Here is a 22,520-nt window from a genome sequence, read left to right as displayed (position 1 = left end):
CTCCCCGACCAGGGGCCGCTGGCATGAGCCGCTCACCTGTGCGAGCGAAACCGGCTGACGAAGATCCATATTCGGTCACGTACGGGGACGTTCTCGGCACTCGGGGGTAGTGAATGGCGCAAAACTGTTCCCTGAACGGTCAGTTGTGGTGCTGAATGGAAAGCGCGGGGATACGCAACGGCGCGCGCCCGGCACAGCGGAAGGGCGTGCGCCGCTCAGGCGGCTGAAAGGGGTTTGTCCGTGCCTGCATATTCCGGAAGCACTTCACAGACACAGCCACACACACAGGCGGTATCGGTCCCACCGGCGCTGGCCCTTCCGGTGATCGAGGCCGCGTTTCCGCGCCGCCTGCATCCGTATTGGCCAAAGCTTCAGGAGAAGTCCAGGAGCTGGTTGCGCGAAATGCGCCTCATGCCGCCGGACAAGGTCGAGCGGTACGCGGACAGCCTCTGCTACACCGACCTGGTGGCGGGCTACTACATTGGCGCGCCGGACGCGCTGCTGACCGCGATAGCGGACCTCAGCAGCTGGTTCTTCGCCTGGGACGACCGGCACGACCGGGACTCCGTGCACGGCAGGGCGGAGCAGTGGCGGCGGCTGTGCCAGGGCCTGCACGGCGCCCTGGACGCCCCCCGGCTCCACCTGCGCCACCGCGACCCGCTGATCGCCGGGTTCGCCGACTGCGTCCGCCGCCTGTACTCCTTCCTCGGACCCAGCTGGAACACGAGGTTCGCCCGCCACTTCCACCCCGTGATCGACGCCTACGACCAGGAGTTCGAAAACCGGCGCGGGGGCGTGGTCCCCACCGTCGAGGCGTACGTGGAGCTGCGCCGCCTCACGTTCGCGCACTGGGCGTGGATCGACCTGCTCGAACCCACCGCGCGCCGCGAACTGCCGCGCTCCGTGAGGAAGCACCCCGCCTACCGACGGGCGGCATTGGCCACCCAGGACTTCTCGGCCTGGTACAACGACCTGTGCTCGCTCCCCAAGGAACTCGCGGGAGACGAACTGCACAATCTCGGGATCAGCCTCATTCACCACGAGGGGTTGACGCTCGAAGAAGCCGTACGGGAAGTCCACCGGCGCGTCGGTCGCTGCGTCACCGATTTCCTCGCGGCCGAACAGGAAGTGCTGGGACTCGTCGAGGAATTGAGCGACGGGACCGTCGAAGGAAAAGAGCTCGCGGACGCGGTGAAATCCTGCGTCTTCAACATGCGGAACTGGTTCTCTTCCGTGTACTGGTTCCATCACGAATCCGGCCGCTATCGGGTGGACAGCTGGGACGACCGGTCCATCCCCCCGTATGTCACGGAAGACGTCCTGGCGGAAAACGAACTGGTGGGTGAGGAATGAGCGTCGAATCCGCGACACCCGCGCCGGCCGCCCCGGGATCCGGCCCGCTGCGCACCCCGCCGCTGGTCCGCGGCGCTGTCCCCGTACTCGGCCACGCCTGGCACCTGGTGCGCGACCCGCTCGGCTTCCTGTCCGCGCTGCGGGACCATGGAGACCTCGTACGGATCCGGCTGGGGCCGAGGACCGCCTACGCGGTGTGCGACCCAGAACTCGTCGGCGCGATGCTCAAGCGCCCCGAGTTCATCGTCGGCGGACCGCTGTGGGACACCCTCGAAGTGCTCCTCGGCAAGGGCGTGGCGACCAGCAACGGCAAGCTGCACCGGCGTCAGCGCCGGATGATGCAGCCCGCGTTCCGGCCCGAGCGGATCGCCGACTACGCCAAGGTGATGGAGGAGGAGGCGCGCGCCACGGCGGCCCGCTGGCGGCCGGGCGTCACGGTCGACGTGAGCGCGGAGATGTTCCGCACGGCCGTGCGCATCGTCTCGCGCTCGCTCCTGGAGGTCGACTCGATCGGCGAGAAGGCGGACCGCATCGCCGACTCGCTGCACACCGTCTTCCAGGGCCTCTACCGCCGGATGGTGCTCTCCGTCGGGCCGCTCTACCGCGTGCCGACACCCGCCAACCGGCGCTTCGAGAACGCGCTGGCCGATCTGCACGCGCTGGTCGACGAGATCGTCCGGGAGCGCCGCGCGGCCGGCCCCGGCGGCCCGCAGGACCTGCTCGCGGAATTGCTGCGGGCCAGGGACGATTCGGGGGAGCCGCTGACCGATCAGGAGATCCACGATCACGTGGTTTCCCTCGTCGTCGCCGGAGCGGAGAATGTCGCGTCCACACTGGCGTGGACGTTCCATCTGCTCGCCGAACACCCTGAGCAGGAAAGGCGGTTGGTTGAAGAAGTAAATTCCGTGGCGGGGGAGCGCGCGATCACATTCGCCGATCTGGGATCCCTGCCGCACCTGCGCAATGTCATCACCGAGGCGATGCGCATACGCCCGGCCGCCTGGATATTCACGCGCCGGTCCGTGACCGAGGCCGAGCTGGGCGGCTATCGCATTCCCGCCGGCGCGGACATCGTCTACAGCGTGTACGCGATGCAGCGCGACCCGCGTTCCTTCGAGCGGCACCTGGAGTTCGACCCGGACCGCTGGCTCCCCGAACGCGCCCAGGACGTACCGGAGTTCGCGATGATGCCGTTCAGCGTCGGCAACCGGAAGTGCCCCGGGGACCACTTCAGCCTGGCCGAACTGGCCCTGATCCTGGGCACGGTGGTGCCGAGGTGGCACCTGGCGCCGGTCGCGGAGACCGACACGGGCACGCGGGTCGGCATCACCCTGCACCCCAAGCGGCTCGTCCTGCGCGCCGAGCCGCGCTGAGCCGCCGTGTGGGCCCGCCCCGCCCCCCGTGACGGGGCGGGCCCACCCGTGCGTGGCAGCCGTCCCTAGAACTCGTCGTCGAAGGAGACCGAACCCTCGACCGCGACCTGGTACGCCGACGGGCGCCGCTCGAAGAAGTTGGTCAGCTCCTGCACGCCTTGCAGCTCCATGAAGGAGAACGGGTTCTGCGAGCCGTAGACCGGCGCGAAGCCGAGGCGCTGGAGGCGCTGGTCGGCGACGCACTCCAGGTAGGCGCGCATCGAGTCGGTGTTCATGCCCGGCAGACCCTCACCGCACAGATCGCGGGCGAACTGCAGCTCCGCCTCGACGGCCTCCTTCAGCATGTCCGTGACCTGCGTCCGGAGCGCGTCGTCGAACAGCTCGGGCTCCTCCTTGCGGACCGTGTCCACCACGTCGAAGGCGAAGCTCATGTGCATCGTCTCGTCGCGGAACACCCAGTTCGTGCCGGTCGCCAGGCCGTGCAGCAGACCGCGGCTGCGGAACCAGTAGACGTAGGCGAAGGCACCGTAGAAGAACAGGCCCTCGATGCACGCGGCGAAGCAGATGAGGTTGAGCAGGAAGCGGCGGCGGTCGGCCTGCGTCTCCAGCCGGTCCAGCTTCTCGACCGAGTCCATCCACTTGAAGCAGAACTGCGCCTTCTCGCGGATCGAGGGGATCTCCTCGACCGCGTCGAACGCGGCCGCCCGGTCCTGCGGATCGGGCAGATACGTGTCGAGCAGCGTCAGATAGAACTGGACGTGCACGGCCTCCTCGAACAGCTGACGGCTCAGGTACAGCCGCGCCTCGGGGGAGTTGATGTGCTTGTAGAGGGTCAGCACGAGGTTGTTGGAGACGATCGAGTCGCCGGTCGCGAAGAACGCGACGAGGCGGCCGATCAGGTGCTGCTCCTCGGGCGTCATCTTCGCCAGGTCGGCGACGTCCGAGTGCAGGTCGACCTCCTCCACCGTCCAGGTGTTCTTGATCGCGTCCCGGTAGCGCTCGTAGAAGTCCGGGTAGCGCATGGGGCGCAGGGTCAGCTCGAAGCCCGGGTCGAGCAGGTTCTTCTCGCTGTTCGTCGTGGTGCTCATTACTGGCAGGCCTCGCAGGACTCGGGGTTTTCCAGGGAGCAGGCGACGGCCTCCTCGGCCGTGACCTGCGCGGGGACGGGGGCGGTGGTGGCGGTGCCGGAGCCGGCCGCGCGGGCGATGCGGGTGGCGGGGCGCGAGCGCAGGTAGTACGTGGTCTTCAGACCCCGCTGCCAGGCGTAGGCGTACATCGAGGAGAGCTTGCCGATGGTCGGCGTCTCCAGGAAGAGGTTGAGCGACTGCGCCTGGTCGAGGAACGGGGTGCGCGCGGCGGCCATGTCGATCAGGCCGCGCTGCGGGATCTCCCACGCGGTGCGGTACAGCGCGCGGACGTCCTCGGGGATCCAGCCGAAGCCCTGCACCGAGCCGTTGGCCTCGCGCAGCGCCTCGCGGGTCTGCGCGTCCCACACGCCGAGCCGCTTCAGCTCCTGCACGAGGTAGGCGTTGACCTGAAGGAACTCCCCGCTGAGCGTCTCGCGCTTGAAGAGGTTGGAGACCTGCGGCTCGATGCACTCGTACACGCCCGCGATGGAGGCGATGGTGGCGGTCGGCGCGATGGCCAGCAGCAGCGAGTTGCGCATGCCGGTCTCGGCGATACGTTCCCGCAGCGCCGCCCACCGCTCCGGCCAGGTCAGCTCGACGCCGTAGTGGTCCGGGTGCAGCACGCCCCGCGCGGTGCGGGTCTTCTCCCAGGCGGGGAGCGGGCCGTTGCGGACGGCGAGGTCGGCGGAGGCCTCGTACGCGGCGAGCATGATCCGCTCGGCGATGCGGGTGGAGAGGGCACGCGCCTCGGGGGAGTCGAAGGGCAGCTTCAGCCGGAAGAAGACGTCCTGGAGGCCCATCGCGCCGAGGCCCACCGGGCGCCACTTGGCGTTGGAGCGCCCCGCCTGCTCGGTCGGGTAGAAGTTGATGTCCACGACGCGGTCGAGGAAGGTGACGGCGGTGCGGACGGTCTCGTCGAGGCGCTCCCAGTCGATGTCGCCGCTCGCCGCGTCCACGAAGGCGCCGAGGTTCACCGAGCCGAGGTTGCACACGGCCGTCTCGCCGTCGTCCGTGACCTCCAGGATCTCCGTGCAGAGGTTGGAGGAGTGCACGGTGTGGCCGGGCTCCGCCGTCTGGTTGGCGGTGCGGTTGGCGGCGTCCTTGAACGTCATCCAGCCGTTTCCGGTCTGCGCGAGGGTGCGCATCATGCGGCCGTACAGATCGCGGGCCGGGATGGTCTTCTTCGCGAGCCCGGCGGCCTCGGCCTCGCGGTAGGCGGCGTCGAACTCCTCGCCCCACAGGTCGACCAGCTCGGGCACGTCGGCCGGGGAGAACAGCGACCAGTCCTGGTCGGCGGCGACCCGGCGCATGAACTCGTCCGGGATCCAGTGCGCGAGGTTGAGGTTGTGCGTGCGCCGCGCGTCCTCACCGGTGTTGTCGCGCAGCTCCAGGAACTCCTCGATGTCGGAGTGCCACGTCTCCAGGTAGACCGCGGCGGCCCCCTTGCGCCGGCCGCCCTGGTTCACGGCGGCGACCGAGGCGTCCAGGGTCTTCAGGAACGGCACGATGCCGTTGGAGTGCCCGTTCGTGCCGCGGATCAGCGAACCCCGGGAACGGATGCGGGAGTACGAGAGTCCGATGCCGCCCGCGTGCTTGGAGAGCCGCGCGACCTGGTGGTAGCGGTCGTAGATGGAGTCCAGCTCGTCCAGCGGGGAGTCGAGGAGGTAGCAGGAGGACATCTGCGGGTGGCGGGTGCCGGAGTTGAAGAGCGTCGGCGAGGACGGCAGATAGTCCAGGCGGCTCATCAGGCGGTACAGCGCGGCGACCTCGTCGAGCGCCCGCTCGCTGCCGTCCTCCGCCAGGCCGCTCGCCACGCGCAGCATGAAGTGCTGCGGGGTCTCGATGACCTGCCGGGTGATCGGGTGGCGCAGCAGATAGCGGCTGTGCAGCGTGCGCAGGCCGAAGTACTCGAAGCGGAAGTCGGCGCCGTCGGCGAGCGCGCCCTCCACCAAAGCGTCGAGCCGGGCCGCGTGCGCCGTCACGAAGGACGCCGTGCGGTCGGCGATCAGGCCCTCGCGGTGGCCGACCGCGACGGAGTCGGTGAAGGAGCGCACGCCCTGCGTCGCCGCCTCCTCGCGGATGCCGATCGACAGGAGCCGCGCCGCCAGCTTGGAGTACGCCGGGTCCTCGGAGATGAGCCCCGCGGCCGCCTCGGTGGCCAGCGCCCGCAGCTCGGCCTCGTCGGCCCGCGCCGAGCGGCCGCGCAGCGCGGCGGCGGCCACCCGGCCGGGGTCGGCGTCGGGCAGGTCGGCGGTGAGGTCGGTCAGGGTGCGCAGCAGCGCGGTCCCCGGCCCGTCGGTTCCTTCGGCGTCCTGAAGGGTCGGCACCGAAGGCGTCGACGGCGCTGACGCGGGTTCGGCAGGCGCGATGGTCACGTGGGGGCACTCCCTCGCTCGGCTCTGGGCCAGGGGGGAGGGATGGGCGCACACGGGCGCACCCGGGCAGGGCGGCGTACCGCGTCCACCGGCCCACTCCACGAGGCCCGGACGGTCGGCACCCGGACCGGACGGTACGGGTGCGCTGTCGGCAGGTCCTCGGACTCCGCGTACGCCGAATGCGTACACATGCACCGTTGCGGGACAGTTCCGGACTTGCACCGGATTCCCCTGCGGCGACAGCGAGCACGAGCATACATCTTGTGCCGGGCCCTGGAGGCGGGCCCACATCTTGTGTCGGCTCGCGGGGTGCGGTGCCTACAACGTCAGCATGTACGCCAGCAGCGGCACCGTCTCGATGGGCCTCCAGTCGCGCTCGGGCGTGCGCCGGAAGCCCAGGCGCTCGTACAGCCGGTGGGCGGTGCGCATCGACGTCTGGGTGGACAGGACGAGCCCGGTGCGGCCCGCGTCCCGGGAGCGCCGCACGCACTCCCGTACGAGCGTCTCGCCGACGCCCCTGCCGCGGGCCTCGGGGGAGACGGCCAGCATGCGGATCTCGGCCTCGCCGGCGCGGGCGATGTCGGCCATCGGGCCGCCGGACGGCACGTAGGTGACGCAGCCGAGCGCCTTGCCGTCCGCCGCGGCCACCAGGACCTCGGCCGCGGCCGCGCGCGCCGCCACGTCGCGCAGCACCGCGAGGTAGGGGTCGTCCGCCCCGAAGTCCAGGTGGCCGTCGGCGAGATAGGCCTGTGCGGTGAGGGCGCCGAGCGCCTCGTACTCGTCGGGGTGCGCGGGTCTGATCGTGAGGGCGCTGATGTCCATGCGGCGCAGTGTGCAACACGGGCACGGCGAAGGGCCGCCGATTTTCCGGCGGCCCTTCGTCACGGGTCGTTGGTCACGGCGGCCCTGTGTCACGGGGGCGTGCTCAGTGCGCGGCGCCCGCGGTCGCCGGCGGCAGCTCCTCGACGACGCCGGGGTCGCCCGCGTCCGCGGTGTAGTCCTCGGGGGAGGTCTCGTCGATGCCGTCGGGGGCCTTCAGCGCCCGCATGGCGAAGGTGAGGACCACCGTCACGACCACGTTCAGGACGAACGCGGTGAGGCCGATGTAGCCGATCTCGCCGATGCCCGGGATCGAGTCGGACGAACCGCCGAAGTGCTTCTGCGTCGGCGAGGCGACTCCGTACGCGGCCAGCGTGCCGTAGACCATGCCGACCGCCCAGCCCGCGAGCAGCGCCCAGCGGTGGAACCAGCGGGTGAACAGGCCTCCGACCAGCGCGGGCATGGTCTGGAGGATCCAGATGCCGCCCAGGAGCTGGAAGTTGATCGCGACCGTCTTGTCCATGGTGAGGACGAAGACCAGCGCGCCCACCTTCACCAGCAGCGAGACCAGCTTGGAGACCTTGGTCTCCTGCTCGGGCGTCGCGTCGGGCTTGAGGAAGTCCTTGTAGATGTTGCGGGTGAAGAGGTTCGCGGCCGCGATCGACATGATGGCCGCGGGGACCAGCGCGCCGATGCCGATGGCCGCGAAGGCCACGCCCGTGAACCAGTCGGGGAACATGGTCTCGAAGAGCTGGGGGATCGCCAGCTGGCCGTTGTCCACCTTGATCCCGGCCGCGATCGCCATGAAGCCGAGCAGGGCGAGCAGGCCGAGCATCAGCGAGTAGAGCGGCAGGATGGTGGTGTTGCGCCGGATCACGTCGCGGCTCTTGGAGGAGAGCGTCGCGGTGATCGAGTGCGGGTACATGAACAGCGCGAGGGCCGAGCCGAGCGCGAGCGTCGCGTACGTCCACTGGCCGGCCTCGGCGGGCGCGAGCGCACCGCGCGGCTTGCCGGTCGCCGGGTTGGTCTGCGCGAACGCGTCACCGGCCTTGGCGAAGATGTCGTCGAAGCCGCCGAGCTTGATCGGGATGTAGATGATCGCGACGACGATGACGAGGTAGATCAGACCGTCCTTCACGAACGCGATCAGCGCGGGTGCGCGCAACCCCGAGGAGTAGGTGTACGCGGCGAGCACCGCGAAGGCGATCAGCAGCGGCAGGTCCTTGACGAACCAGTTGGTGTCCGGCCCGCCGCCGACGCCCATGACGTCCAGGACGGCCTGGATGCCGACCAGTTGGAGCGCGATGTAGGGCATCGTGGCGAGGATGCCGGTGACCGCGACGGCCAGCGAGAGCCCCTTGGAGCCGAAGCGTCCGCGCACGAAGTCGGAGGTCGTCACATAGCCGTGCTTGTGCGAGACCGACCACAGGCGCGGCAGGAAGGTGAAGATCAGCGGGTAGACGAGGATCGTGTACGGCACCGCGAAGAAGCCGGCCGCGCCCGCCGCGTAGATCGCCGCGGGGACGGCGACGAAGGTGTACGCGGTGTAGAGGTCGCCGCCGAGCAGGAACCACGTCACCCAGGTGCCGAACGACCGGCCGCCGAGGCCCCATTCGTCCAGGCTCTGGTTCTCGGCCCTGCGCCAGCGGGCGGCGAGGAAGCCCATGACCGTGACCGCGACGAAGAAGAAGATGAAGACGGCGAGCGCGACGCCGTTGACCCCGTCCTTCATGACCGCCCACCTTCCTTGCGGGCGCGCTGGTCGCGCTGCCACAGCTTGTACGCGGTCATCGTGAGCAGGGTGGAGATGATCACCCAGAGCATCTGGTACCAGTAGAAGAACGGGATGCCGATGAAGGTCGGTTCGACCTTCGCGTATGAACTCACCCAGAGCATTGCCACGAAGGGCGCGACAAGGCAGGCTGCGATGACCACGCGGACCGGTGTGACCACCGGTCTGTTCACTTCAGGCGCATCTGACATGTCGCGGCTCCGTTCCCTCACTTATCCCATGCTTAACGTGCGGGAAATCTAAGCCACAGTCTCGCTGTATGGAACCCCTGTCCGGATAACGGACTGGTCGACGTGCCTGCTCAGCAGCAGCGGAACCCCTGCCGGGGGTCCGACTCCTGGCGGTCCGTCCGCATGCGCTCGAACGCGCGGCGGCTGGGCACCGGCGCGGCCGGATGCGCCTCGCGTACGTGCGCCACATACCGCTCGTACGCCGACTCCCCGGTGAACTCGCGGACGTACCACCGCAGTCGGCGCAGCCCGCGCGAGGCCATGGTCATGGCGCGCACCACCACGCCCGTACCGTCGACGCTCATACCGTCAACTTCGATTCCACGTAGGGCGCTTCGTGCAGCGCGGTGGCGGCGGGGTCGCGCACATGCCGCACGCACACCCGCGCCGCGTCGACGATCACGACGACGACGAGCAGGGCGAGGACCGCCGAAAGGACGCCGTCCACCGTGGAGTTGGTGACGACGGTGTGCATGTCGTCCATGGTCTTCGCGGGCGGCAGGATCCGGCCCTCCTCGATGGCGTCCCGGTAGCGGGAGCGCTGCGTGAAGAACCCCACCCGGGGGTCGCCGGAGAACACCTTCTGCCAGCTCGCCGTCAGGGTCACCGTCACGTCCCAGGCGAGCGGGACGCCCGTGATCCAGGCCCACTTGAGGCGCCCCGACTTCACCAGCAGGGTCGTGCAGACGGTCAGGGCGACGGCGGCGAGGAGCTGGTTGGCGATGCCGAAGATGGGGAAGAGCTGGTTGATCCCGCCGAGCGGCTCATGGACGCCGACCCACAGGAAGTACCCCCAGAGACCGGTGACGGCGGCGCTGGTCAGCACCAGACCGGGCTTCCAGCTCACCCTCTTGAAGGGCTCGCAGACGTTGCCGAGCATGTCCTGGAGCATGAAGCGGCCCACGCGCGTGCCCGCGTCCAGCGCGGTCAGGATGAACAACGCCTCGAACATGATGGCGAAGTGATACCAGAAGGCCCGCAGTGAGCCGCCCGTGACCTGGGAGAAGATCTCGGAGACGCCGACCGCGAGCGTGGGCGCGCCGCCCGTGCGCGAGAGCAGCGAGGACTCCTCCACGTCCTTGGCGGCCTGCGCGAGGTCGGCGGGGGAGAGGGAGTACCCGAAGCCCGCGACGGCCTTCGACGCCTCCTGCACGGTGTCCCCGACGACCCCCGCCGGCGCGTTCATCGCGAAGTACAGCCCGGGATCGATGATCGACGCGGCGACGAGCGCCATGATCGCCACGGCCGACTCCATCAGCATGGAGCCGTACCCGATCATCCGGACCTGCGTCTCCTTCTGGATCATCTTCGGCGTCGTGCCCGAGGAGATCAGCGCGTGGAAGCCGGACAGGGCCCCGCAGGCGATGGTGATGAAGACGAACGGGAAGAGCGACCCCGCGAAGACCGGTCCGTCGCCGCGCGAGGCGAAGTCGGTCACCGGGTCCATCCGCAGCGTCGGCAGCGTGATCACGACACCGAGGGCGAGCAGCAGGATGGTGCCGACCTTCATGAACGTGGAGAGGTAGTCGCGCGGCGCGAGCAGCATCCACACCGGCAGGATCGAGGCGATGAAGCCGTACGCCATCAGCCAGATCACCAGCGTCGACGGGGCGAGCGTGAAGGTGTCCGCGAGCGAGGACTCGGCGACCCGGCGCCCGGCGACCAGCGCGGCCAGCAGCAGCGCGACGCCGATGAGGGAGACCTCGCTGACCCGCCCCGGACGCAGGACGCGAAGGTAGAAGCCCATGAACAGGGCGATCGGGAGGGTCATCGCGATGGAGAAGGTGCCCCACGGGGACGCGGCGAGGGCGTTGACGATCACCAGGGCGAACACACCCAGCAGGATGATCATGATGGCGAACGCGGCGAGCAGCGCGGCGGCCCCGCCGAACGGCCCGATCTCCTCCCGTGCCATCTGCCCGAGCGACCTGCCGTCCCGCCGCGTCGAGAAGAACAGCACCACCATGTCCTGCACGGCGCCCGCGAAGATCACGCCGACGATGATCCAGATGGTGCCGGGCAGGTACCCCATCTGGGCGGCCAGTACCGGCCCCACCAATGGGCCCGCGCCCGCGATCGCCGCGAAGTGGTGGCCGAGCAGGACGCGGCGGTCGGTCGGGTGGAAGTCGATGCCGTCGTCGAGCCGCTCGGCGGGGGTGGCCCGGGTCCCGTCGACCTCGAGGACCCGGTGCGCGACGAACTTGGAGTAGAAGCGGTACGCGATCGCGTACGAGCCGAGGGCCGCCGCCACCATCCAGGCGGCCGACACCTCCTCCTCGCGCGCGAGGGCCAGCACGGTCCAGCCCGTGGCGCCGGCCAGCGCGACGAGGGACCAGACGACGATGGATCGGGGATCTGCTCTGCGCACCGGGTCGTCCTCCCGTTCATCATGCGAAGACGTGCTTCATGCGAAGACGTGCTTCATGCGATGACGTGCTTCATGCGATGACGGGAGGACCGTAGAGCAGGGAGGTGGCCCGCGCCAGACCGCCTGTGCGCGGGTCGGCCGAGGGGGGGTGCGGGTCGGCCCAGGGGTCCGGGGGTCGGCCCGGGAGCGGGCCCGGGTCAGTCCGTGGGGCGCTTGAGGCGGGCCACGAACTTGTAGCGGTCGCCGCGGTAGACCGAGCGCACCCACTCCACCGGCCGGCCCGCCGCGTCCAGCGAGTGCCGGGACAGCAGCAGCATCGGCAGGCCGACGTCGGTGCCGAGCAAACCCGCCTCGCGCGGGGTGGCCAGGGAGGTCTCGATGGTCTCCTCCGCCTCGGCGAGATGGACGTCGTAGACCTCGGCGAGCGCGGTGTAGAGCGAGGTGTACTTCACCAGGGAGCGGCGCAGCGCGGGGAAGCGCTTGGCGGACAGGTGTGTGGTCTCGATGGCCATCGCCTCGCCGTTGGCCAGGCGCAGCCGCTCGATGCGCAGCACGCGGCTGCCCGTGCCGATGTCGAGCAGCCCGGCGAGGGTGTCGTCGGCGGTGATGTAGCCGAGGTCCAGGAGCTGGGAGGTCGGCTCCAGGCCCTGGGCACGCATGTCCTCCGTGTAGGAGGTCAGTTGCAGGGCCTGGGACACCTTCGGCTTGGCGACGAACGTGCCCTTGCCCTGGATGCGCTCGAGGCGGCCCTCGACGACCAGTTCCTGGAGGGCCTGGCGGACGGTCGTGCGCGAGGTGTCGAACTCGGCGGCGAGCGTGCGCTCGGGGGGGACGGGGGTGCCGGGCGGCAGCGTCTCCGTCATGTCGAGCAAGTGCCGCTTCAGCCGGTAGTACTTGGGCACGCGCGCGGTGCGGCCGACGGCCGGGGCCTCCGAGGGCGCGCTCACTTCGGTCCCTGTGCTGCCCGCTTCGGTGCCCATGGCCTGCCTTCCCGGCTCCTGTGCTGCTGCCGTCACCGGCTCCTCCGTCTGTCGCGGCTCACATCGTGGCACGGACCGGGCCACGGGGGCGCCCCCTGGTCGAGCGAAGTCGAGAGCTCGGGGGAGGGCCTTGCCCGCTCAGGTGTCGGTCCGATAACGGACGCGACTGCCCTTCTTATACACCCTTGACACCCCTATAGGTCTAGGCCAAGCTCCCGGTACTGGTCTACACCATTAAAGACCAGGTTCCAGTCCCACGGGCAGATCTCGGTCCATTCGGTCGCTGCGGGTGGGGGGTTGACTGGCATCCCTTGAGGAGGGTGAACGTGAAGCGCAAGCTCATAGCGGCCATTGGTGTCGCGGGCATGTTGGTCTCGGTCGCGGCGTGCGGCGGCGACGACGGGGACAAGAAGGCCGGGGGTGCCGACGGCTTCAAGGGCGAGACGCTGACGCTCTGGACCATGGACGGCTCGACGCCGGACACGTGGCAGAAGGACGTCAAGGCCGCCTTCGAGAAGAAGACCGGCGCCAAGCTGAAGGTCGAGATCCAGACCTGGAACGGCATCCAGCAGAAGCTGACCACCGCCCTCTCCGAAGAGAACCCTCCCGACGTCTTCGAGATCGGCAACACCCAGACCCCCGCGTACGCCAAGACCGGCGGCCTCGCCGAGCTGGGCGACCTCAAGGAGTCGATCGGCGCGGACTGGACCGAGTCGATGAACAAGTCCTCGGTCGTGGACGGCAAGCAGTACGCCGCCCCGTGGTTCGTCCTCAACCGCGTCGTGATCTACAACAAGAAGATCTGGGCCGACGCCGGCATCAAGAAGACCCCGAAGACGCGCGACGAGTTCCTCAAGGACCTCAAGCAGATCGGCGCCAAGACGGACGCCGAGCCGATCTACCTGCCCGGCCAGAACTGGTACCACTTCGTCGGCCTGACCATCGGTGAGGGCGCCCAGCTGGTCAAGAAGGACGGCGACAAGTACGTCTCCAACCTGGACGACCCGAAGGTCGCCAAGGCCATGAAGACGTACCAGGAGTTCCAGAAGCTCTCCAAGGCCCCCAAGAACAAGGACGAGGCCACCCCGCAGCAGGCCGAGGTCTTCGCCAAGGGCAAGACCGGCGCCTTCATCGGCATGAGCTGGGAAGCGCCCACGGCCATCAAGGCCAACCCGAAGATCGAGCAGGACATCGGTTACTTCACGATCCCCGGCCCCACGGCCGACAAGCCCGAGGGCGTCTTCCTCGGCGGCTCCAACCTCGCCGTCGCGGCGACCAGCAAGAAGCAGGAGCTGGCCAAGGAGTTCCTGAAGATCGCGCTGTCCGACAAGTTCGAGGGCCAGTTCGCCAAGGAAGGCGGCCAGATCCCGAACAAGAAGGCGCTGGAGTCCAACCTCAAGGGCAACCCGGCCGCCGAGGCCGCCGCTCCCGCCGCCGTCGGCGGTGGCACCACCCCGCTGATCCCGGAGTGGGGCGCGGTCGAGAACCCGCCGAACCCGATCAAGAACTACATGACCGCGGTGCTCAACGGTAAGTCGCCGGCCGACGCCGCCAAGCAGGTCGAGGGCGAGCTGAACAAGCGCCTGTCGCAGAAGCAGTAAGGACGCGCCTCTTGCCGGGGCGGCGGGTGACCTGCCCCCGCCGCCCCGGCACACCTCTGCGTACCGCGATGCCCACGAAAGAGATGGCGAGCATGACCGTGCAGAAGACCGAACGGCCGCCCTCCGGCCCGACGGAGGTGCAGACACCCGACGGCGGACCACGACCACGCGGCCCGCGCAAGGACCCGGGGCGTCTCGCCGGCCTGACGCCCTATCTGCTCCTTGCCCCCGCGATCGTCGCCACCGTGCTGCTGCTCGGCTGGCCGCTGGTCAACAACGGGATCCTGTCGTTCCAGAACCTCAACATGAGGCAGTTCATTCTGCACCTCACGGAGTGGAACGGATTCGACAACTACAAGGAGGTCCTCACCGGCGAGGACTTCTGGCGGGTCACCGGGCGCTCGGTCGTCTTCACCGCCGCCAACGTCGTACTGATCATGATCCTCGGGACGCTGGTCGGCCTGCTCCTCGCACGGCTCGGCCGCAAGATGCGCACCCTGCTCATGGTCGGCCTCGTCCTCGCCTGGGCCATGCCCGTCGTCGCCTCGACCACCGTCTACCAGTGGCTGTTCGCGCAGCGCTTCGGCGTCGTCAACTGGATCCTCGCCAAGATCGGCTTCGAGTCGATGGCGGACCACGACTGGCTCGCCACGCAGTACTCCACCTTCTTCGTGGTCCTGCTCCTGATCGTCTGGCAGTCGATCCCCTTCGTGGCGATCAACCTCTACGCCGCCACGACGACCATCCCCAAGGAGCTGTACGAGGCGGCCGCGCTGGACGGCGCCGGCGCCTGGAAGCAGTTCACCCAGGTGACGCTGCCGTATCTGCGGCCCTTCCTCTACGCCACGACGTTCCTGGAGATCATCTGGGTCTTCAAGGCGTTCGTGCAGGTCTTCACCCTCAACGAGGGCGGCCCGGACCGGCTCACCGAGATCCTGCCCGTCTACGCCTACATCGAGGGCATGGGCAACCAGCACTTCGGCATGGGCGCGGCCATCGCGCTGCTCACCATCCTCATCCTGCTGGCCATCACCTCGTACTACCTGCGGATCGTGCTCAAGCAAGAGGAGGACGAGCTGTGAAGCGCTCGCCGCTGGGCCGGATCTGGCCCAACCTGACCGCCGTCCTTCTCTTCCTCGTCTTCGTCTTCCCCGTCTACTGGATGTTCGCCACGGCGTTCAAGCCGACCGGCGACATCATCAGCGAGGACCCGGTCTGGTTCCCGACCGACGCCACGTTCGAACACTTCAGGACGGCCATGGACGCCGACCACTTCTGGACCATGGTCGGCAACTCCATCACCGTCACGGTCCTCGCGGTCGTCTTCTCGCTCGTCATCGGCGTGACCGCGGCCTTCGCCCTCGCCCGGATGCGCTTCAAGGGTCGGCGCGGCTTCATCATCGGCTTCATGCTCGCCCAGATGGCGCCCTGGGAGGTCATGGTCATCGCGATCTACATGATCGTGCGCGACGCCGACATGCTGAACAGCCTGATCCCGCTCACCCTCTTCTACATGGTGATGATCCTGCCCTTCACCCTCCTGACACTGCGCGGCTTCGTCGCCGCCGTGCCCAAGGAGCTGGAGGAGTCCGCGATGGTCGACGGCTGCACGCGCATGCAGGCCTTCCGCCGGGTGATCCTGCCGCTGCTCGCCCCGGGCCTGATGTCGACCTCGCTCTTCGGCTTCATCACCGCCTGGAACGAGTTCCCGTTGGTCCTCGTGCTCAACAAGGAAGCCGACGCCAAGACCCTGCCGGTGTGGCTCTCCAGCTTCCAGACCGCCTTCGGCGACGACTGGGGCGCCACGATGGCCGCGGCCTCGCTCTTCGCCCTGCCCATCCTGATCCTCTTCGTCTTCCTGCAGCGCAGGGCCGTCAGCGGCCTGACCGACGGCGCAGTGAAGGGATAACTCACCATGACGACTCTGGCCCACGCCGGTGACACCCTCACCCGCAACGCCCTGGCTGTCCTCCAGCCCGGCTTCGACGGCACCACCGCCCCGGACTGGCTGCGCCGCAGGATCGACGAGGGCCTCGCCTCCGTCGGCCTGTTCGGGCGCAACGTCGAGAGCGCGGAGCAGGTGGCTGCCCTCACCGCCCAGCTGCGGGCCGGACGCGAGGACCTCCTGGTCGCGATCGACGAGGAGAGCGGCGACGTCACCCGCCTGGAGGTGCGCACCGGCTCCTCCTACCCGGGCAACCACGCGCTCGGCGCCGTCGACGACGCGGCGCTGACCCGCGAGGTCGCCGCCGACCTCGGCCGCCGCCTCGCCGCCTGCGGCATCAACTTCAACTGGGCGCCGTCGGCGGACGTCAACGCCAACCCGGACAACCCCGTCATCGGCGTACGTTCCTTCGGCGCGGACCCGCTCCTCGTGGCCCGGCACACCGCCGCGTACATCGAGGGCATGCAGTCGTCCGGCGTCGCGACCTCCGCCAAGCACTTCCCGGGACACGGCGACACGGCGATCGACTCGCACCACTCCGTGCCGGTCATCGACGTCGACCGGGACGTGCTGAACTCCCGCGACCTCGCGCCGTTCCGCGCCGCCATCGCCGCGGGCACCCGGGCCGTGATGAGCGCCCACATCCTCGCCCCCGCCCTGGACCCGGACAACCCCGGCACGGTCTCCCGCCGCATCCTCACCGACTTGCTGCGCGGCGAGTTCGGCTACGACGGCCTCATCGTCACCGACGGCATGGACATGCAGGCCATCGCGGGCCGGTACGGCTTCGAGCGCGGCTGCGTCCTCGCCGTCGCCGCGGGCGCCGACGCGATCTGCGTGGGCGGCGGGCCCTCCGACGAGGGGACCGTGCTGCGGCTGCGGGACGCCTTCGTGGCCGCGGTGCGCTCGGGCGAACTGTCCGAGGAACGTCTCGCCGACGCCGCCGACCGCGTGCGGGCGCTGGCGGGCTGGGCTTCGGTGTCGGGCGCGGCCGAGCGTTCGGGGGGCGCGCCCGACACCGGAATCGGCCTCGTCGCGGCCCGCCGCGCGCTGACGGTCACCCGCGGCGGGACCTACGCGGCCCCGGTCACCGAGCCGCCCTACGTCGCCACCTTCACACCGCTGCCGAACATCGCGGTCGGCGACGAGACGCCGTGGGGCGTCACCGCCGAACTCGAACGCCGGCTTCCCGGCACGGCCTCGGGCAGCTTCACCGGCGCCACCGCGGGCGCCGAGGCCCTCGCGGCCGCGGGGGAGCGGCGCATCGTCGCGGTGGTCCGCGACGCGCACCGCCACGGCTGGATGTCCGCGGCCCTGGACACGCTCACCGCCGCCCGCCCCGACACGGTGGTGGTCGAGATGGGCGTCCCCCAGTCCGCCCCGACCGGCGCCCTGCACATCGCCACGCGCGGCGCGGCGAGGGTCTGCGGCGAGGCGGCAGCCGAGGTCATCACCGGCGTCTGACCTCGCTGGTCTCCCTGAGCCCGCTGACCGCAGTGACCGCACGCCGAAGGGGCGCCCCCCCGACTGGGGACGCCCCTTCGACATGCGTGCGGGGGAGCGGAACGCCTGTGCGCCGGTTCCGCCCCCGGGCCGGTCCCCGGCGTGGAGGCTCCTACAGGCCCTGCCACTCCGGCTTGTTGGCGTAGGTGTGCCGGAAGTAGTCCGCGAGCTTCAGCTTGGACGCCGCCGCCTCGTCCACGACGACCGTGGCATGGGGGTGCAGCTGGAGCGCCGACGCGGGGACGATCGACGCGATCGGCCCTTCCACCGTCGCGGCCACCGCGTCCGCCTTGCCCTCGCCCGTGGCCAGCAGCACGAGGTGCCGCGCCTCCAGGATCGTCCCGATGCCCTGGGTGATGACGTGGTGCGGAACCTGCTCGATGTCCCCGTCGAAGAAGCGCGCGTTGTCCACCCGGGTCTGCTCGGTCAGCGTCTTGATGCGCGTGCGCGAGGCGAGCGACGAGCAGGGCTCGTTGAACCCGATGTGCCCGTCGGTCCCGATCCCCAGCAGCTGGAGGTCCACGCCGCCGGCCTCACCGAGCGCCCTGTCGTACGCCTCGCACGCCGCCTGCACGTCCTCGGCACTGCCGTCGGGCCCCATGAACGAGGCCTCGCTCAGCCCGAGCGGCCGGACGACCTCGCGCAGCACGACCGAACGGTAGGACTCCGGGTGCCCGGCGGGCAGCCCCACGTACTCGTCGAGCTGGCAGATCCGAGCCCGCGAGGCGTCCACCTCACCGGCGGCGACCTTGGCGGCCAGCGCCTCATAGATGGGCAGCGGGGTGGAGCCGGTGGCGACACCGAGCAGGGCGTCAGGCTTACGGCGCACCAGGGCGGCCATGGCCTCCGCGATGAGCTCGCCGCCTGCCTTGGCGTCCGGGACGATGACAACTTCCACGCTGGGCCTGCCGATCTGGAGAGGGGACGGGTACTCACCAGGACTGGTGGTATAGACCAATCTAGCAGAGCCGCGTCACGGGAACACTTGTTTCCCGCCGTCCATGCTCACCCCTCGGCCACCCGCGCGCCCCTCGAACGCAGACCTCCCTGCCGGGCTCGCGTCGCGGCCGGCGTCCGGGCCCGCCGCCCTCACAGCCCCAGCGCCGATCCTCCCGTCGCGTCGATGTACTGGCCCGTGATCCACCGCGCGTCGTCCGACGCGACGAAGGCGACGATGTCCGCCACGTCGGCGGGCCGGCCTATGCGGTCGAACGTCGAATAGCCGGCCATCTCCGCCCGCGTCTCCTCGGGCGCGCCGTCCATCATTTCCGTCTCGATGATCCCCGGCGCCACCGCGTTGACCGTGATGCCGCGTGGGCCCAGCTCCTGGGCCAGGGTGTGGGTCATGACGTTCACCGCGCCCTTCGTCATCGAGTACGCCACCGTGATCGGGAAGGCGATCCGGGTGACGCCGGAGGAGATGTTGATGATCCGTCCGCCGTCGCGCAGGCGGTCGAGTCCCCGCTGCACGACGAAGAACGGCGCCTTGGCGTTGACGGCGAACACGCGGTCGTAGTCGGCCTCCCGCACCTCTCCCACGCGGGCGTACAGCCCGATGCCCGCGTTGTTCACCAGGATGTCCAGTCCCTCCGCGTGCCGGTCGAACTCCGCCCAGAGCGCCTCGGCGTCACCGGGCACGCCCAGCTCCGCGCCGATGGCGAAGGCCGAGCCGCCCGCCGCCTCGATCGCGGTCACCGTCTCCTTCGCGGCCGTCTCATTGGTGCCGTAGTGCACGGCGACCCGCGCCCCGTCCCGCCCCAGCCGCTCGGCGATGCCCCGCCCGATACCCCGGCCACCGCCCGTGACCAGCGCTGTCTTCCCCGCGAGCCTGCCCGTGGATGCACCCATGGCGGACGCTCCCTCTTTCTCTAGTGGTCGCTACAGAAAGAAACCGTACCCAACCCCGGACCGTTTTTCTAGTGCCCGCTATACAATTCACCCCATGGCGACGAAACAGCGCGGACGCCCCCGCTCCTTCGACCGTGAGACGGCGCTGGAGCAGGCGCTCCGCACCTTCTGGGAGCACGGGTACGAGGGCACCTCCGTCTCCGACCTCACGCGGGTCATGGGCATCGGGGCACCCAGCCTCTACGCCGCGTTCGGGGACAAGCGGACGCTCTTCGACGAGGTCGTCGTGCGGTACGGGGTCACGCACGGTGCCTTCAGCGGGCGCGCCTTCGACGAGGAGCCGACCGCCCGCGGCGCCGTGGCGCGGCTGCTGCGCGAGGCCGCTGCCGAGTTCACCGCCCCGGACCACCCCCGGGGCTGCCTGGTGATCACCGCGGCCACCAACTGCACGACGCCCGAGGTGGAGGAGGGCCTCCGCGAGCGGCGCAACGCCACCATCGCGGGCATCGAGTCCCGCATCCGCGCGGCGGTCGCGGCGGGGGAACTGCCGGCGAGCGTCGATCCGGCGGCGCTCGCCCGCTACACGGGGGCGGTTTTCCAGGGCATGTCCCAGCAGGCGAGGGACGGTGCCACCAGGGAACAGCTGGAAGCGGTCGCCGAGCTGGCCATGCGGGCGTGGCCACAGGCTCCGCGGGCGCACAATGGAGTCTGACGGCCGAGGAGGAGCCCCTGACGGACGCGGCCGCCATGCAAAGATCCCGCGCACGCGTAGACAGGGGAGAATGGTCTAGTCCACAATGCGTGGGTAAAGCCTCCGCTCTTCCCGCACAGGAGAGCGGACCGAGGAGCCGGCGCTCTCTGCCCTGACCGCGCCGGATCCTCACGATCGGCCCGCCAGTACCGCACATTCTGGCGGCCGGTGCACCTGAAGGGCTGCGGTGCCGTGGGCGGGTTGAGGGTCCCGCCCTGGCGCCGCGGCTCGTCGGGAATCTCCCCGACAGGACCCGCCGCACACGGCAGGTACGCTCGCACACGTGCCCTCCATGAACGACCTCGTACGCCAGCACACCGCCCTCGGCGACTCCGACCTCGAGTGGCTGCATCTGCTGGTCTCGGAGTGGCAGCTGCTCTCCGACCTCTCCTTCGCCGACCTCGTCCTGTGGGTCCCCACGCGCGACGGCACCCGCTACGTCTCCGTGGCGCAGATGCGGCCCAACACCGGCCCCACCTCCTACCAGGACGACATGGTCGGCCACCTCGTCCCGCGCGGCCGCCGCCCCCTGCTCGACGCCGCCCTGGACGAGGGCCGCATCGTGCGCGAGGGCGACCCGGAGTGGCGCGAGGAGGTCCCGGTGCGCGTCGAGTCCATCCCCGTACGCAGGGAAGGGCGCGTCCTCGGGGTGATCGCCCGCAACACCAACCTGCTCACTGTCCGTACCCCTTCGCGCCTGGAGCTGACCTACCTCCAGTCGGCGTCCGACCTCGCGCAGATGATCGCCGCGGGATCGTTCCCCTTCGAGGGGCAACAGGTCGACATGGACGCCTCCCCCCGTGTGGGGGACGGACTGCTCAGGCTCGACGCCGACGGCATCGTCCAGTACGCGTCACCGAACGCGCTCTCCGCGTACCACCGTCTGGGGCTCGCCTCCGACCTGGTCGGTCACCACCTGGGCCGGGCCACGGCCGAACTCGCCCCGTCCCGCGGCCCGGTGGACGAGGCACTGGCCAAACTCGCCAGCGGCTGGGCGCCTCGCGAGTTCGAGATCGAGGGCGGCGACGGGGTGATCCAGCTGCGCGCGATCCCGCTCAAGCCCAAGGGGCCCCGCATCGGCTCTCTCGTACTCCTGCGCGACGTCACCGAACTGCGCCGCCGCGAACGGGAATTGATCACCAAGGACGCGACCATCCGGGAGATCCACCACCGGGTGAAGAACAATCTCCAGACGGTCGCCGCGCTGCTGCGCCTCCAGGCCCGGCGCATCGACTCGGCCACGGGCCGGGAGGCACTGGAGGAGGCGGTGCGCCGGGTGGGCTCCATCGCCATCGTCCACGAGACGCTCTCGCAGAATCTGGACGAGCGCGTCGAGTTCGACGAGATCGCCGACCGGGTCCTCGCGATGGTCGCCGAGATCTCGCCCGGGAAGGTCGCGGGCCGGCGCACCGGACGATTCGGCATCCTCGACGCGGAGGTGGCGACCCCCCTCTCGATGGTCCTCACGGAGATCCTGCAGAACGCCCTGGAGCACGGCTTCCGGGAAGGGGAGACCGGCACGGTCGAGGTGTCGGCGGTGCGCGGCGGTACGACCAAGGACACGCGGCTGCTGATCACGGTGCAGGACGACGGGGTCGGTCTCCCCGAGGGCTTCGACCCGCACCGCTCCGGCAACCTCGGTCTCCAGATCGTGCGCACCCTGGTGGAGGGGGAGCTCGGCGGCACCTTCGACATGGTCCGCGCCCCGGAGCGCGGCACCAAGGTCCTCCTCGACGTCCCGGTCCGCGCGGACAAGTAACCGCCAGTAGCCGTCAGTAGCCGGCAGGCAGGCGCCCGGCACTCGGCGGGCACGCGGCGGGCACTCGGTGGGCACGCGGCGGGCACTCGGTGGGCAGGAAGCGCTGGACACAGCAGTGAGCCCCGGACCACTTCGGTCCGGGGCTCACTGCTCACGTTGCGATGCGCATCGGGGGTACTGCGCGGCTGCGGCTCGGGGGCGGGAGATGCGTACTCGCTGTACGCGCCGCCAAGCTGAGGCTCGTAGGGGGCGTGGGCGTCAGGCGCTGGCCTGGCGTGCACGGTTGCGAGCGGCGCGGCGCTTCATTGCACGGCGCTCGTCCTCGCTGAGGCCACCCCAGACGCCGGAGTCCTGGCCGGACTCAAGCGCCCACTGCAGGCACTGCTCCATGACGGGGCAGCGGCGGCAGACGGCCTTGGCTTCCTCGATCTGCAGCAGCGCAGGACCGGTGTTGCCGATGGGGAAGAAGAGCTCGGGGTCTTCCTCGCGGCAAACGGCGTTGTGACGCCAGTCCATGGCTGCTACCTCTCCTTGGTATTACATGCTGTTGCTTGTGAATGTGAACGCTTTCACGAATCCCTCGACACGGGAAGGGCCGACGCCCAGTCGCCTGGTGTGGACCTGTGATGGAGGAGGGGTTCTGGCTCTCTGTGGGGCCGATGTTGCGGGCCGTCCCGATCGCCATGTAGAGATTCG

At 69.8% G+C, this 22,520-nt stretch carries 19 protein-coding genes and 1 riboswitch; of the genes, 8 read left to right on the top strand and 11 right to left on the bottom strand.

Annotation, left to right across the window (positions count from 1 at the left end; translation table 11 throughout):
• Positions 1–240: 240 nt before the first annotated feature.
• Positions 241–1,353 (top strand): epi-isozizaene synthase, encoded by a 1,113-nt coding sequence (gene cyc1, locus ACZ516_RS23045; protein WP_358582615.1) that lies wholly within the window; start codon positions 241–243, stop codon positions 1,351–1,353.
• Positions 1,350–2,726, top strand: a complete 1,377-nt coding sequence (locus ACZ516_RS23040) for a bifunctional albaflavenone monooxygenase/terpene synthase (protein WP_469011538.1) — start codon at positions 1,350–1,352, stop codon at positions 2,724–2,726. The genes cyc1 and ACZ516_RS23040 overlap by 4 nt, the downstream gene beginning before the upstream one ends.
• A gap of 65 nt (positions 2,727–2,791) precedes the next feature.
• On the opposite strand, the gene ACZ516_RS23035 is transcribed toward ACZ516_RS23040, so the two are convergent.
• From ACZ516_RS23035 to ACZ516_RS23000, 8 genes are all read right to left on the bottom strand, one after another.
• Positions 2,792–3,814, bottom strand: coding sequence for a ribonucleotide-diphosphate reductase subunit beta (locus ACZ516_RS23035; protein WP_358582609.1), 1,023 nt, complete (start codon positions 3,812–3,814; stop codon positions 2,792–2,794).
• The gene (locus tag ACZ516_RS23030; RefSeq protein ID WP_469011537.1) at positions 3,814–6,228 is read right to left on the bottom strand and encodes a ribonucleoside-diphosphate reductase subunit alpha; all 2,415 of its coding nucleotides are present in this window, start codon (positions 6,226–6,228) and stop codon (positions 3,814–3,816) included. The genes ACZ516_RS23035 and ACZ516_RS23030 overlap by 1 nt, the downstream gene beginning before the upstream one ends.
• Positions 6,229–6,361: 133 nt before the next feature.
• A riboswitch (cobalamin riboswitch) is annotated at positions 6,362–6,484 on the bottom strand.
• 62 nt (positions 6,485–6,546) lie between these two features.
• On the bottom strand, positions 6,547–7,050 hold the full coding sequence (locus tag ACZ516_RS23025; RefSeq protein WP_361079514.1) for a GNAT family N-acetyltransferase: 504 nt from the start codon (positions 7,048–7,050) through the stop codon (positions 6,547–6,549).
• Between the two features lie 103 nt (positions 7,051–7,153).
• Complete coding sequence (mctP, locus tag ACZ516_RS23020; protein WP_358582601.1) at positions 7,154–8,779, bottom strand: monocarboxylate uptake permease MctP; 1,626 nt, start codon at positions 8,777–8,779, stop codon at positions 7,154–7,156.
• Complete coding sequence (locus ACZ516_RS23015; RefSeq protein ID WP_358582598.1) at positions 8,776–9,030, bottom strand: DUF3311 domain-containing protein; 255 nt, start codon at positions 9,028–9,030, stop codon at positions 8,776–8,778. The genes mctP and ACZ516_RS23015 overlap by 4 nt, the downstream gene beginning before the upstream one ends.
• Before the next feature lie 110 nt (positions 9,031–9,140).
• Positions 9,141–9,338: a YbdD/YjiX family protein gene (locus tag ACZ516_RS23010; protein ID WP_358697738.1), complete on the bottom strand. Its 198-nt coding sequence runs from the start codon at positions 9,336–9,338 to the stop codon at positions 9,141–9,143.
• Positions 9,339–9,370: 32 nt separating this feature from the next.
• Positions 9,371–11,437, bottom strand: coding sequence for a carbon starvation CstA family protein (locus ACZ516_RS23005; protein ID WP_469011536.1), 2,067 nt, complete (start codon positions 11,435–11,437; stop codon positions 9,371–9,373).
• A gap of 197 nt (positions 11,438–11,634) precedes the next feature.
• A complete protein-coding gene (locus ACZ516_RS23000) occupies positions 11,635–12,417 on the bottom strand; it encodes a GntR family transcriptional regulator (protein WP_469011610.1) in 783 nt (260 codons plus the stop codon).
• 326 nt (positions 12,418–12,743) lie between these two features.
• Between ACZ516_RS23000 and ACZ516_RS22995 the strand changes: the two genes are divergently transcribed.
• From ACZ516_RS22995 to ACZ516_RS22980, 4 genes are all read left to right on the top strand, one after another.
• The gene (locus ACZ516_RS22995) at positions 12,744–14,018 is read left to right on the top strand and encodes an extracellular solute-binding protein (protein WP_358582592.1); all 1,275 of its coding nucleotides are present in this window, start codon (positions 12,744–12,746) and stop codon (positions 14,016–14,018) included.
• Positions 14,019–14,110: 92 nt separating this feature from the next.
• On the top strand, positions 14,111–15,100 hold the full coding sequence (locus tag ACZ516_RS22990) for a carbohydrate ABC transporter permease (RefSeq protein WP_358582589.1): 990 nt from the start codon (positions 14,111–14,113) through the stop codon (positions 15,098–15,100).
• Positions 15,097–15,927, top strand: a complete 831-nt coding sequence (locus tag ACZ516_RS22985; RefSeq protein ID WP_358582586.1) for a carbohydrate ABC transporter permease — start codon at positions 15,097–15,099, stop codon at positions 15,925–15,927. The genes ACZ516_RS22990 and ACZ516_RS22985 overlap by 4 nt, the downstream gene beginning before the upstream one ends.
• Before the next feature lie 6 nt (positions 15,928–15,933).
• Positions 15,934–17,427 carry a glycoside hydrolase family 3 protein gene (locus ACZ516_RS22980; protein ID WP_469011535.1) on the top strand — a complete coding sequence of 498 codons (1,494 nt, stop codon included), beginning with the start codon at positions 15,934–15,936 and terminating at the stop codon, positions 17,425–17,427.
• 151 nt (positions 17,428–17,578) lie between these two features.
• On the opposite strand, the gene nagB is transcribed toward ACZ516_RS22980, so the two are convergent.
• Positions 17,579–18,364: a glucosamine-6-phosphate deaminase gene (gene nagB / locus ACZ516_RS22975; RefSeq protein ID WP_358582580.1), complete on the bottom strand. Its 786-nt coding sequence runs from the start codon at positions 18,362–18,364 to the stop codon at positions 17,579–17,581.
• A 191-nt stretch (positions 18,365–18,555) separates the two neighbouring features.
• Positions 18,556–19,314: an SDR family oxidoreductase gene (locus ACZ516_RS22970; RefSeq protein ID WP_469011534.1), complete on the bottom strand. Its 759-nt coding sequence runs from the start codon at positions 19,312–19,314 to the stop codon at positions 18,556–18,558.
• 94 nt (positions 19,315–19,408) lie between these two features.
• Between ACZ516_RS22970 and ACZ516_RS22965 the strand changes: the two genes are divergently transcribed.
• Both ACZ516_RS22965 and ACZ516_RS22960 read left to right on the top strand, forming a co-directional pair.
• Positions 19,409–20,026: a TetR/AcrR family transcriptional regulator gene (locus ACZ516_RS22965; protein WP_361079505.1), complete on the top strand. Its 618-nt coding sequence runs from the start codon at positions 19,409–19,411 to the stop codon at positions 20,024–20,026.
• 331 nt (positions 20,027–20,357) lie between these two features.
• Complete coding sequence (locus tag ACZ516_RS22960; RefSeq protein WP_361079726.1) at positions 20,358–21,824, top strand: sensor histidine kinase; 1,467 nt, start codon at positions 20,358–20,360, stop codon at positions 21,822–21,824.
• Positions 21,825–22,082: 258 nt separating this feature from the next.
• Here the strand turns inward: ACZ516_RS22960 and ACZ516_RS22955 are convergent, their stop codons facing one another.
• Positions 22,083–22,340 (bottom strand): WhiB family transcriptional regulator, encoded by a 258-nt coding sequence (locus tag ACZ516_RS22955; RefSeq protein ID WP_016639615.1) that lies wholly within the window; start codon positions 22,338–22,340, stop codon positions 22,083–22,085.
• Between the last annotated feature and the right edge of the window lie 180 nt (positions 22,341–22,520).

The organism is Streptomyces sp. NPDC034037 (assembly GCF_055575715.1).
The sequence above is the reverse complement of the archived record's forward strand: the minus strand, read 5'-3'. Positions and strand labels throughout refer to the sequence as shown.